Origin of the sequence: Paenibacillus sp. FSL W7-1332 (genome assembly GCF_037969785.1) — a bacterium.
Lineage (GTDB): Bacteria > Bacillota > Bacilli > Paenibacillales > Paenibacillaceae > Paenibacillus_AQ.
In genome coordinates, this window is sequence record NZ_CP150209.1 from 2,297,642 (window position 1) to 2,310,624 (window position 12,983).

Annotated in this window: 7 protein-coding genes and 1 pseudogene; 7 read left to right on the plus strand and 1 reads right to left on the minus strand. The window is 49.9% G+C overall.

Features of this window, described 5'->3' with window-relative positions; genetic code table 11:
- Nucleotides 1–49: 49 nt before the first annotated feature.
- Nucleotides 50–387 (minus strand): annotated as a pseudogene (locus MKX98_RS10025) (L,D-transpeptidase).
- 226 nt (nucleotides 388–613) lie between these two features.
- Here MKX98_RS10025 and MKX98_RS10030 point away from each other — a divergent pair.
- The 7 genes from MKX98_RS10030 to MKX98_RS10060 all read left to right on the plus strand — a co-directional run bounded on the left by MKX98_RS10030 (nucleotide 614) and on the right by MKX98_RS10060 (nucleotide 12,967).
- The gene (locus MKX98_RS10030; RefSeq protein ID WP_308116312.1) at nucleotides 614–2,395 is read left to right on the plus strand and encodes a sensor histidine kinase; all 1,782 of its coding nucleotides are present in this window, start codon (nucleotides 614–616) and stop codon (nucleotides 2,393–2,395) included.
- Nucleotides 2,388–3,899, plus strand: coding sequence for a response regulator transcription factor (locus MKX98_RS10035; RefSeq protein WP_220686016.1), 1,512 nt, complete (start codon nucleotides 2,388–2,390; stop codon nucleotides 3,897–3,899). Before MKX98_RS10030 ends, MKX98_RS10035 begins: the two co-directional genes overlap by 8 nt.
- A gap of 128 nt (nucleotides 3,900–4,027) precedes the next feature.
- On the plus strand, nucleotides 4,028–5,506 hold the full coding sequence (locus MKX98_RS10040) for an ABC transporter substrate-binding protein (RefSeq protein ID WP_220686015.1): 1,479 nt from the start codon (nucleotides 4,028–4,030) through the stop codon (nucleotides 5,504–5,506).
- 140 nt (nucleotides 5,507–5,646) lie between these two features.
- Nucleotides 5,647–6,576 carry an ABC transporter permease subunit gene (locus MKX98_RS10045; protein WP_220687483.1) on the plus strand — a complete coding sequence of 310 codons (930 nt, stop codon included), beginning with the start codon at nucleotides 5,647–5,649 and terminating at the stop codon, nucleotides 6,574–6,576.
- Between the two features lie 53 nt (nucleotides 6,577–6,629).
- Complete coding sequence (locus tag MKX98_RS10050; protein ID WP_071223071.1) at nucleotides 6,630–7,526, plus strand: carbohydrate ABC transporter permease; 897 nt, start codon at nucleotides 6,630–6,632, stop codon at nucleotides 7,524–7,526.
- Between the two features lie 26 nt (nucleotides 7,527–7,552).
- Nucleotides 7,553–9,850 (plus strand): glycoside hydrolase family 3 N-terminal domain-containing protein, encoded by a 2,298-nt coding sequence (locus MKX98_RS10055; RefSeq protein ID WP_220686014.1) that lies wholly within the window; start codon nucleotides 7,553–7,555, stop codon nucleotides 9,848–9,850.
- A gap of 3 nt (nucleotides 9,851–9,853) precedes the next feature.
- Nucleotides 9,854–12,967, plus strand: a complete 3,114-nt coding sequence (locus tag MKX98_RS10060; RefSeq protein ID WP_339222848.1) for an alpha-mannosidase — start codon at nucleotides 9,854–9,856, stop codon at nucleotides 12,965–12,967.
- Nucleotides 12,968–12,983 lie beyond the last annotated feature (16 nt).

Here is a 12,983-nt window from a genome sequence, read left to right on the forward strand (position 1 = left end):
ATTTGTATTTAACCAATTTGGAGGGATTTGAAATCACCAGTTTATGTTATCAGTTTCGTATGGTGACCCGGGTATGGATGGGCACGAGGGAAGCCAGCTCCGTCACATCCTCGTTGTACATCCGAATACATCCAAGGGAAACGGAGCGTCCGATGGATGAAGGGTCGTTCGTTCCATGGATGCCGTAATGGGGTTTGGACAACCCTAACCAATAGGCTCCGAACGGTCCCCCGGGATTTGGCTGCTTGTTTATGATGGTGTAATTGCCTGGCGGCGTCTGTGTAGCCATTTTGCCGATGGCAACCGGGAACGTACGTACCACGAGGTGCCATCCAGCAGGTGCAGCTGATAATCGGATAAATCGACAATAATGCGGTATTGGGGCATTGTAAACCCTCTCCTTCCTGATTCATGCTATGAACCAGGGGGAATACCGGCCCCTAAATTGATCTAAAATAGGCAAATTACACCTTCATAACTTGGTAGAAATTTCATCCAATGGTGACGGTCTGCCGATGTTATATTTAATATGTTACGCAGTAACAACGTTTGCATCAGGAAGGGGAAACCGATGTCTCCTGCTAGGTTTTATCAAAAATATATCAAAAATAATATGTTTACCAAGATGCTGCTGTTAATCTCCCTGATTGCGGTGGTTACCATTGTCACCTTATCTTTTCTTATGTATTATTTCTTGTTTCAATCGGCCGTTCGCAGTGAACTGGACATTCAGCGAAGCGCGGTTGAGCGGGTGGAACGGCATGTGAATCAAAAATATGTGAATGCGCAGTCCTATGTGAATGAGCTGTATCGCAACACCTCTCTAGGCATTGACACTTCCTATTTTCTCATGAACTCGTTTAATGAGTACATGGCGAAGCGAATGAACCGGATTGCGGGCGGAGGGCAGTCCAATTCAGATAGCGTGGTCGCTTACTTTAAGCAGAGGCTGGACGATGATCCGGATATCGAGAATATTATGCTGTACAGTGCCGAGAAGCAGTATGTGTATGTTTACAAGCAGGGCAGCATGACAAGGCTCTACCAGGCGAATGCGACGCATTCTTACATCCCCGACGTGATGGCCCTCGAAAGCCAGAGTGTCACATTGCCGAATCTATGGGTGCGTAAGCTGGCCGGAGACGTGACATTACCGTTATTCTCGATCCGGAGCCCGATTAATGATATGACCACCTACAAGAATCTGGGGCAGCTGGTTATTTTATATCGAACGGAAGCACTGGATGCCGTCCTGAACAGTGGCGAAGATCCATTGAAGGGATCCGTAATGGTTTTATCCGGCGACGGCCGCGTAATGTTTGATTCCTCAGGCAAATATTACGGCGAGAAATATCCGTATGCCGACCGGCTGCTGAATTCCAAGGAAACCGTGAACCTCGATGAAGAATCGTATATTACAACGGCAGCGCACAATCAGGCAGGTTATACGGTGGTTGGCATTACGCCTAAACGTGAGATCGCTGAATCTTTCCATGGCGTGCAGAGCACCATCATGATTGCTGCCCTGCTGTGCATCGTGATTGCTGTGTCCATTCCTTCGCTGATGATCGTGAATTACTCCAAGCGGACAGATAACATTATCCGTTTTATGCGTAAGGTTGAGAAGGGAGAGTTCGTGGCGCGGATGCAGGATACCAAGGATGATCAGCTGGGGCAAATTGCGGGCAGCTTTAATGAAATGCTGGACGAGCTTTCCCGGTATATCGACAAGGTGTACAAGGCGGAAATTAACCAGAAGAACGCGGAGCTGTCTGCATTGCAAGCCAGAATTAATCCGCATTTTCTTTATAATACGCTCGAAGTGATTCGAATGAGAGCTCTCTCGCAAGGGGCGCAGGATGTTGGCGATATGATCTACAGCTTATCGATGCTGTTCAAGAATATCGTTCAGCACAAGTCCCACTATACGCTGAAGGATGAGCTGGAGGCGTGTAGGCTCTATCTGGAACTGTTTCGCATTCGCTATAAGGACAAGTATATTTACAAAATGCACTGTGAGGAACAAATCAAGCATGTGCCGATGATGAAAATGTCACTGCAGCCACTGATTGAGAATTACATCGTTCATGGGCTGCGCAGCGACCAGGATGATAACTGGCTGACGATAAACGCGGCGCAGCAGGATGGGGATGTCGTGATCGAGATTAAGGATAACGGGAAAGGGATCGAGCCGGAGCAGCTAGAGGAGATCAAATCCCGGCTGGAGATGGCCGAGTCGAGTGAAGAATCGTTTGGTCTGCGGAGTGTGAATGAGCGGTTAAAGCTGACGTTTGGAAGTTCGTACGGAATGGACATCCAGAGTGAGCCGGGTAACGGTACGACGGTGACAGTCAAATTTCCGGTGGCAGAAGGGAAGCTGAATAACGATGTATAAAGTGTTTATCGTGGACGATGAGCCGTTCATTATAGAGGGATTATATGACGTCGTGGATTGGTCGAAGTATGGCATCGAGGTGGTCGGTCATGCGGAGAATGGGCGCAAGGCGCTGGAGAAGATGGCGGTCATTCCTGTTGATATTCTCATTACGGATATATCGATGCCTGTCATGACGGGACTTGAATTGATTGAAGGCGCACGTAAATTAAACCGTAATCTGAAGGTGATCATCCTGAGCGGTTTCGACGATTTTGCCTATTTGAAGGAAGGCATGCGTCTGGGGATCGAGAATTACTTGCTCAAGCCAATCAATCTGAAGGAACTGGAAGAAACGATTGCCAGCACAACGGATAAAATGAACAAATCCAGAAGGGAAATGAGACTGGACGAGTACGACATCAACATTTTGCGGAGCAATATTCTGTATCGCTGGATCACGGACCGGATTGAGCCGGAGGAGCTGGAGGAGCGGGCGACCCTTCTGGGGCTGAATCTGAATTTGCCTTACGTCATGGCGTCTATTCTGAGAGCCGATTTCACGCCGCTGGAGAGCTGTCTGTATCAATTAATGGATCAGGAGCCGGGTGTTCTGTATTTCCGGGACAACGACGGCGATCACGTGGTGATTTTTATGATGAAAGACCCGGACACGGAAAAAGCGAGAGCCATCCGGCTCCTGCAGCAGGTGCGCGAGTACTGCTATGAAGAAGAGTTGTCCATCTCGCTTGGCAGCGTGGAAAGCCTCGGCGGTAATTATAAGGACAGTTATCTTCACGCCAAGGAGGCACAGGAATACTATCTCGTTCTGGAGCAGCCCTCCTACGTGGATTATGTTGATGTTCAGGCCAAGAAGGGAGAAGCGGCGGAATCCTATTCCGTACAGTGGCCCGAATATGCCAAAGGCATCGCCGGAAGGGATAAACAGGTGCTGTTTGATTTGATTGACAGTGATTTTGATCGGCTTCGTCATACGCAGGGGATGATCCCAACGACACTCAAGAGCATCGCGGTCGAGATGGTCATTCGCCTGAAGCTGGAGCTGAACGATATCCAATACACGGCAGCCCCTGATTTTGTGAAAAATACGATTACCGATATTATGGATTCCGTATCGATCGACGATCTGATTACGGCCGTGAAGGAAGGAGTTGGCGGGCTGGTCGATTCGCTCAACAATGACGTGAAGAGTCCTGTCATCCAGCAGATTCTGCATCATATCCAGCACCATTATAACGAGGATTTGTCACTGAAGGTGTTAGGCGCCCAATATCATATTCATCCCGTCTACCTGGGGCATCTGTTCCATAAAGAGACAGGAGAGAACTTTACGGAGTATATTAACCGATACCGGATTGAACGTGCCAAGGAGCTGCTCCGAAACACTTCGACGAAAGTGCAGGATATTGCGAAAAATGTAGGTTATTGGGAAACTGGTTATTTCTATAAACAGTTCAAAAAATTCGTCGGCGTATCGCCGAGGGAATTTCGAGGAATGCTCTGATTAATTTAATCAGAGTTTTTTTCTTTATTTTCACCATAATACCTTTAATTTTTCGCCTATGTGAAACTGCTTTCATGGGATAACCTTATAAGTGTAGAGACACAAAGGATTCAAAAGGGAGGATAAACATGAGTAAATCGAAAAAGAAATGGCTCCTGCCGCTAACGCTGCTATTGTCTGCATCCATGCTGTTGTCGGCATGCGGAGGCAACAAAGAAGAGAGTGCAGGATCCGGCGGGGGAACTGCCGAGAAACCGGTTGAGCTGATCTGGTACACCATCGGAACACCTCAAAAGGATGTCGACAAGGTTGAAGAAGAAATCAATAAATACACTGCTGAGAAGATTGGTGTAACCGTTGACATGAAAATGATCGACTTCGGTGATTACAACCAGAAGATGCAAGTTATGGCAGCTTCCGGCGAACCGATGGATATCCTGTTCACCAGCTCATGGGCGTTTGACTATGTGCAAAATGCACGTAAAGGCGCATTCATGGAATTGGACGAGCTGATTGAAAGCCATGGAAAAGGCATTAAAGACGCGATTGACCCTGCGTTCCTGGAAGGTTCCAAGGTTGACGGTCACAACTATGCAATTCCGGCAAACAAAGAGCTTCCTGCTCAAGAAGCATGGCGCTTTAACAAAACGCTGCTTGATAAATACAACCTCGATATTTCGAACGTGAAATCGATGGAAAGTTTGGAGCCACTGCTTAAAACGATTAAGGAAAAAGAACCGAATGTCGTTCCTTTGGCTATCAGCAAAGACTTCGGTCCGTTGCTTCCATTTGACTACATCATCGAAAAAATGCCAATGGCCGTTTACCTGGATGACAAGGAAGAGCTGAAAGTTGTGAACTTCCTCGAAATGCCGGAAACGATGGACATGCTTAAATTGATGAACAAGTACTACAAAGCGGGATACATTTCCCCAGAAGCAGCGACAACAACTTCGACGCAAGATTTGATGACATCCGGCAACTGGTTCACGGACCGTGCGGCAACGCAGCCGTTCGCAGACAATCTGTGGAGCCAAAGTTACGGCTATCCGGTCGTTTCCACTCCGGCTGGCGACGCAACGATCTTCAACTGGTCGGTAATGGGTTCGATGCAAGCGATTTCTGCTAACTCGAAATACCCTGAGAAAGCCATGGAGTTCTTGAATCTCCTGAACACTGACGTATATCTTCGTAACCTGGTTGACTCCGGTATCGAAGGCGTGCACTACAAAAAGCTTAGCGAGAACGTAATGGAAAACTTGCCTGAATCGAAAAACTACGACATGCCTACCTTCGCGCTTGGTAATGTCATGCTGACTTACTTGAACCCTGAGGATCCTGAGAACAAATGGGAAGAGTTCAAGAAGTTTAACGAGTCCGGCCAGCCTGCTCCGCTTCTCGGTTTCAACTTCGATCCAACCAAAGTATCCACAGAGCTCGCAGCAGTCAACAACGTAAAAGAAGAGTTCTGGGCGCCGCTGATGACAGGTACCGTGAATCCTGAGGAGTTCCTGCCAAAAGCGAATGAAAAGCTGAAAGCTGCTGGTCTGGACAAGATCATCGCTGAAGCACAAAGCCAAATTGATGCTTGGAAAGCAAGCAAGTAATAACAATGCATGAAGCGGCCTGCCTGTCCTAAGGGACAGCAGTACCGCTGCAGCATGAACAAGGACGGGGCGGCGGATGTTCACCCGCCCTTCTTTTGTTCATTTCATGCACATCACGAGGAGGGGTAAGCGTGAGAGCGATCGGACAGTTTTTCAAAAATATTATGACGAATAAGGCCATGCTGTTCATGGTTTTGCCGGGGACCCTATGGTTTCTCTTATTCTCATATTTGCCCATGTTCGGGACCATTATTGCATTCAAGGAATACCGCTTTAGCCGTGACGGGTTCTGGGCAAGTATCGTTAATAGTGAATGGGTAGGATTCCAGAACTTTAAGTTCCTGTTCAGTACCAACGATGCTTACATCATTACACGCAACACCGTTCTATATAATTTCGTGTTCATTATTCTAGGTCTCATTCTATCCGTAGCACTGGCTATCGTATTGTCTGAAATCGTGAACAAGAAATTGGCGAAAGTCTATCAAACCGGTATGTTCCTGCCGTATTTCCTGTCCTGGGTTATCGTAGGTTACTTCGCATTCAGTTTCCTGAGCATGGATAAAGGGATGCTGAATCAGATTCTGGGCTGGTTTGGCATGGAGCCGGTTCAATGGTACTCCGAGGCCAAGTATTGGCCAATATTCCTGACGTTTATCAGTTTGTGGAAATCCGTTGGTTATAACAGCGTCGTTTATTTGGCGGCGATCATGGGGATCGATAAATCCTTGTACGAAGCGGCCATGATTGACGGAGCGAACAAATGGCAGCAGATTAAAGCCATTACGCTTCCGATGCTCAAACCGCTGATGACTATTTTGACTCTTCTTGCGATCGGTAAAATCTTCTACGCTGACTTTGGTCTCTTCTATCAAGTGCCAAGGGATTCGGGAACCTTGTATTCCGTAACGAACGTCATTGATACCTATGTATATCGTGGTCTGAAGACAACGGGCGAGATCGGAATGAGTACCGCTGCGGGTCTGTACCAGTCGGTAGTCGGATTTATTCTGGTCATGGTATCGAACTATATCGTTCGTAAATATGACAAGGATAATGCATTGTTCTAATCGATCAATCTACCAAGAAGGGGGTATGTGATGTGTTCAAATCTAAAAGCAAGATGAAAGATTTTCATCAGCTTTCATCCGGGTGGAATGTCGTATTCAACCTGATTGCCGGTATTTTCTCGTTCTTATGTGTATTTCCGTTCCTGTTCGTTATGATCATTTCATTTACAGATGAAGGCTCACTGGCCCGCAACGGTTACCAAATCTGGCCGGAGAAATGGAGTCTTGAAGCTTACAAATATGTATTCCAGACAGGCGATACGCTACTTCGTTCTTATGGTGTTACGATCTTTGTAACGGTAGTGGGAACGTTGATCAGTTTGTTTATCATCTCGTTATATGCCTATGCAATCTCTCGAAAGGGTTTCAGATATCGGAATTTCTTCGCGTTCTTTGCATTTTTCACGATGCTGTTTAACGGGGGTCTGGTACCGACTTATATCGTTGCTACGCAATTGCTTGGTCTGAAAGATTCCATCTGGGCATTGATCCTGCCATTGGCGCTCAACGCCTTCTATATTATGATTCTTCGAACGTTCTACAGCACCAGCGTTCCGGATGCCATCATTGAATCCGGTAAAATCGACGGTGCAAGCGAGTTTAAAATTTTCTACAAGCTGGTATTGCCGCTATCCCTGCCGGGTCTGGCAACCATCGGGTTATTCAGCACCCTGGGATATTGGAACGACTGGTTCAACGCATTGCTCTACATTGATGATCCGAACCTGGTTCCGCTGCAATCCATGCTCATGCGGATTGAGACCAGCATGCAGTTCATCCTGCAGAACTCTCAGAATTCATCCCTTAGCATGGCCGCTCTGCAGAGCATGCCACAGGATACGTCGCGGATGGCGATGGTCGTTCTGGCAACGGGGCCGATTATTCTGGCTTATCCGTTCTTCCAGCGCTATTTCATTCAAGGTCTGACCATCGGCGCGGTTAAAGAATAAATTCTTCATGTACCGGAGGGTATGAGATGACTTATAAAGATTCCAGTAAACCCATTACGGAAAGAGTTGAACATCTTCTTGGCCTGATGAACCTGAAGGAAAAGGTTGGGCAGCTAACCCAGCCGTTCGGCTGGAAGACCTATGAAGTAAATGAAGGTCGGGTTTCATTAACGGATTCATTTAAAGAGCAAGTGAAAAATGGCGGCGTCGGATCCCTTTACGGGACCCTTCGCGCCGATCCATGGACCGGTGTAACACTTGAGACCGGTCTTTCTCCGCGTGAAGGAGCAGAAGCCGTTAACTATATCCAGCGCTACGCCATTGAGGAATCGCGTCTGGGCATCCCGATCCTGATCGGGGAGGAATGCTCGCATGGGCATATGGCTATCGGCGGGACGGTCTTTCCGGTGCCGCTGTCCATCGGGAGCACATGGAACGTGGATTTGTACCGGGATATGTGCCGTGCCGTGGCGCTCGAAACGCGCAGCCAAGGCGGTGCCGTCACTTATTCCCCAGTTCTAGACGTCGTGCGCGACCCAAGATGGGGCCGTACCGAGGAATGCTTTGGCGAAGATCCATACCTGATCAGCGAATATGCGGTTGCATCGGTAGAGGGCCTTCAAGGTGATTCATTGGACAGCCCGAGCAGTGTTGCGGCGACGTTGAAGCATTTTGTAGGTTATGGCAGTTCCGAGGGCGGGAGAAATGCGGGGCCCGTGCATATGGGAACACGTGAATTGATGGAAGTGGACATGCTGCCGTTCAAGAAAGCCGTGGAGGCAGGAGCTGCATCCATTATGCCGGCTTATAACGAGATTGACGGCGTGCCGTGCACCGTTAATACGGAGCTGCTTGACGGGATTCTTCGCAAGGAGTGGGGCTTTGACGGCATGGTAATCACCGACTGCGGCGCCATTGATATGCTGGCCAGCGGCCATGATACCGCTGAAGACGGGATGGACGCCGCTGTTCAGGCACTTCGTGCCGGTATCGATATGGAGATGTCGGGCGAGATGTTCGGTAAGCATCTTGTGAAGGCTGTCGAGTCTAACAAGCTGGAAGTCTCCGTATTGGACGAGGCCGTACGCCGTGTATTGACGTTAAAATTCAAGCTTGGATTGTTCGAGAATCCTTACGTGGATCCCCAGGTAGCCGAGGAGGTTATCGGCAGCCAGCATCACGTCGAACTTGCCAGACAGCTTGCGGCGGAAGGCATCGTTCTGCTCAAAAATGAAAACAAGGCCCTGCCGTTATCCAAAGAAAGCGGCGTGATTGCCGTCATTGGACCTAACGCCGATCAGGGCTACAATCAGCTTGGGGATTATACGTCTCCTCAGCCGCCTGCAAGCGTGACCACCGTACTGGATGGAGTCCGCGCAAAACTGGGTGATGAAGCGAATCGTGTATTGTATGCACCGGGCTGTCGCATTAAGGACGAATCCAGGGAAGGTTTTGAATTCGCGTTAACTTGCGCGAATCAGGCCGATACCGTGGTCATGGTACTTGGCGGTTCCAGCGCACGCGACTTTGGCGAAGGCACGATCGATCTGCGGACAGGGGCATCGAAGGTCACGGATGACGCTTTAAGCGACATGGATTGCGGCGAGGGCATCGACCGGATGACGCTGCAGTTATCCGGCGTTCAATTGGAATTGGCCCAGGAGATTCATAAGCTTGGCAAACGGATGATCGTTGTGTATATCAACGGCCGGCCGATTGCGGAGCCGTGGATCGACGAGCATGCCGATGCCATTCTGGAAGCATGGTATCCGGGTCAGGAGGGCGGACATGCGGTAGCGGACATTTTGTTCGGCGATGTGAATCCGTCCGGCAAGCTGACGATGTCGATACCGAAGCATGTCGGACAGCTTCCGGTTTACTATAACGGCAAGCGGTCGCGCGGTAAGCGTTACCTCGAAGAGGATTCTCAGCCGCGTTATCCGTTTGGATACGGGCTTAGCTATACCGAGTTCCGTTATTCGGATATTCAAGTTACGCCAGAAGTGATCGGAACAGGCGAATCCGCCGTTGTCTCTGTGAATGTTACAAATAGTGGAGACCGGGAAGGGTCCGAGGTTGTACAATTGTATGTGAGCGATGTGGCCAGCAAATATACAAGACCGGCCCGTGAGCTGAAGGGCTTCCGCAAGATCTCTCTGCAGCCTGGAGAGCAGTGCAAGGTGGAATTTACCGTCGGACCGGAACAGCTTCAATATATCGGTCAAGATTACAAGCAGGTGGTTGAGCCTGGCTTGTTCCGTGTGATGGTAGGCAGACATGTGAACGATACGCTGAGTGCAGATTTGACTGTACAGGAGGGTTAATGAATGGAACGCATTCGACGCTTTATACGCGAACTGTCGGAGCGGCAGTGGCTCGAGTCGACGGAGCTTAGAGAGTGGGACATTACCCGAACCACTTACATGGTTCCGGGCGTGTATGAGGATACGGCTCCTTATACAGAGGGGCATGACTTCAACAGGTTTCCGAGCACGCAGGGAACAACCTATTTCTTTCGGAGGAACCTTGAATTGCCCACCCACTGGGTGGATGGAGCGATCGGACTTGTATTCCACTCCGGGGGCGAGGGATTATTGCGCATAAACGGAGTATCTTATCAGGGCTTGGACCGCAATCATACTTTCGTCAAGCTTGATCCGAAACGCACCGGCTTGAACATGGAGCTTGAGATCGAGTTGTACGATCCGATTCCGGAGCCGGTAGACCCGCTGAATCAGCAGGCTGTCATCCAGCCTCCGATTACTAGGGTGCAAAGCTTGCTAGTCAACGTGAACGTACCCGTTCAGAGCCTGATGTACACCGCGACCGTGATCAGCGATTCGCTTATCCTGTTGCCGGATAGCGATATGCGGCGAATTCGCTTAATGGAGGCGCTGTATCAGGCGATGGACCGCTTTGTCAGCCTGGAGGATGCCGCCATTCGGGATGGCGCTCAGGTAACCGGGATTGAGCATGATCTGAAACAGGCGGTTACTGCCATTGGCGGCCACGCTGAGGGCACCGAGCATATGGTAGGCCAATCGCATATCGATATCGCCTGGCTGTGGCCCGTCAGGGAAACCGTGCGAAAAACAAGCCGGACCTTCTCCACCATGGATGCGCTAATGAATGAATATCCCGAATTTAAGTACGCGCAGAGCCAGCCTTTGTTGTACCAATTCCTGAAGGATCACGATCCTGAGCTGTACGAGAGAGTGAAGGCCAGAATCAAGGAAGGACGATGGGAGCTGGTCGGCGGGATGTGGGTCGAACCGGACCTGAACATCCCGAGCGGGGAGTCCCTCATGCGTCAAATGCTGTACGGGCAGCGCTTCTATCAAGAAGAGTTTGGTCTGACATCTCATATTGAGTGGCTGCCGGATACATTCGGTTATTGTGCATCGCTGCCTCAGATCCTGAAGCATGGCGGCATTCGTTATTTCATGACAACAAAACTTGGCTGGAACGATACGAATGTGTTCCCTTACGACCTGTTCCATTGGGTCGGGATCGATGGAACCCCGATGTTATCCTATCTCAATCACGGCGTGAATGAGAACACGCTGCCCAAAGATGTTCATGAGCACTGGCAGTCATACCGCCAAAGAGCCGTTCATCCGGAGCAGATGCTGCTGTATGGACATGGTGACGGCGGAGGCGGCGTAACCCGCGAAATGTTGGAATATATCGACCGCGCCGGGCTTATGGTGGGGCAACCGGCCAGCAAGTACAGTACGGCTGCCGAGTTTTTCAGCGGGATCGAGGAAACACAGCCGAAGCTGCCGAAATGGCGCGGGGATTTGTATCTTGAGCTTCATCGCGGCACCTATACAACGCATGCGCGGAACAAGCGTCATAACCGGAAGGCGGAAATTCTGTACCGCGAGGCGGAGCTCTGGAATTCGGTGGCATTTTCGTCGATGGACAACGAGCAGAAGCAGGCAATTACGAGCGAGCTGCATGACGGCTGGAAGTTGATTTTGCTGAATCAATTTCATGATATTATTCCGGGGTCTGCCATTACGGAGTCTTACGTCACCTCCGAGAAGGAATACGAAGAGGTATTCGAAAAAGGAAATCACAGCCTCCGTCTTGGACTTCAGGTATTGGCGGATCAGGCCGATACAGAAGGGGAAGGCATTCCGTATGTCATCTTCAACGGACTTGGATGGAGCAGAGATGCGGTCATTTCGATTGAAGGAGAGCAGGGCCTTGCGCCGTATGATTCGGATGGAGCGCTGCTGCAATACGATGTCCAAACCGATGAGAACGGTAAAACCTCTCACCGCTTGAATGTTCATGTTCAAGGCATCCCGGCTTTGGGATACAAGACCATTTGGTTGAAGCCGCCAGCAGGAAACCAGGTGGTGGCGGAGAAATCTACTACAGTGTTCGCAGATTCATGGGAAACGGATCATTATAAGGTCAGCTTTAATGAGCGCGGCGAAATCACGAGCCTGTGGGATAAAGAGGCTCAACGGGAAGTGGTCAAGCCGGGCGAAGCCGCGAACCTCTTCCACTTCTTCCATGACCGTCCGACGCTGTGGGACGCATGGGATATCGATACCCGTTACGAGGAGCAATTAGCCGGAGAGGCGGAGCTGATCGAGAAGAAGCTGGTGCATGCGGGTGAGGTACAGGATGTGCTGCGTTTCCGCTGGCGCATCCATAACTCGGAGATCATGCAGGACATGATTTTTTATCATCATGACCGGCGGATCGACTTCAAGACGTTTGTCAGTTGGAATGAATCACATAAACTGCTGAAAGTCGGCTTCCCGATCGGGGTCGTTGCCGATAAGGCTACTTATGAGATTCCGTTCGGAACCATCGAGAGACCGACCCATCGCAATACAAGCTGGGAGCAGGCGCAATATGAAGTCTGCGGCCACCGTTTTGCGGATGTGTCGGAGCATGGATACGGCGTCAGCCTCATCAACGACTGCAAGTACGGGTATGACATTCAGGATAGCACCATCCGGTTGTCCCTGCTGCGCGCGCCGAAGTGGCCCGATGTCACGGCAGACTTGGGTGAGCATGAGTTCACATATTCCCTATACCCGCATGAAGGAGACTGGAGAAGCGCTGGAATCGTCCGCAAAGCTGCCGAGCTCAATCATGAGCTTCCATACGTAAGAACAAGCTCGAACAAGGGGCCTCGGGCTGCTGTTCATTCGTTTATTCCATTCGAGAGCGATCATGTGATCCTGGATACTGTTAAACCAGCAGAAGACGGTTCAGGGTATATTCTTCGGATGTATGAATCCGCGGGAGGCCGAGACGAAGCAGTGCTGAGCTGGCCTTATCCTTATGAAAGCGTCCATGTATCCAACGCCCTGGAAGAAGAACTCGAACTACTGGATACTGCGGAAGGAAGGTTAGCCCTTCAATTCTTGCCGTATGAGATCAAAACCATCAAATTGACTACACATCATACTTAATCAAAGGAGCCAGAAC

Bases quoted from the DNA above. Each gene is read 5' to 3' on its own strand.
- MKX98_RS10030 (WP_308116312.1), top strand. From the start codon at position 614: ATGTTTACCAAGATGCTGCTGTTAATCTCCCTGATTGCGGTGGTTACC.
- MKX98_RS10035 (WP_220686016.1), top strand. From the start codon at position 2,388: ATGTATAAAGTGTTTATCGTGGACGATGAGCCGTTCATTATAGAGGGA.
- MKX98_RS10040 (WP_220686015.1), top strand. From the start codon at position 4,028: ATGAGTAAATCGAAAAAGAAATGGCTCCTGCCGCTAACGCTGCTATTG.
- MKX98_RS10050 (WP_071223071.1), top strand. From the start codon at position 6,630: ATGAAAGATTTTCATCAGCTTTCATCCGGGTGGAATGTCGTATTCAAC.
- MKX98_RS10055 (WP_220686014.1), top strand. From the start codon at position 7,553: ATGACTTATAAAGATTCCAGTAAACCCATTACGGAAAGAGTTGAACAT.
- MKX98_RS10060 (WP_339222848.1), top strand. From the start codon at position 9,854: ATGGAACGCATTCGACGCTTTATACGCGAACTGTCGGAGCGGCAGTGG.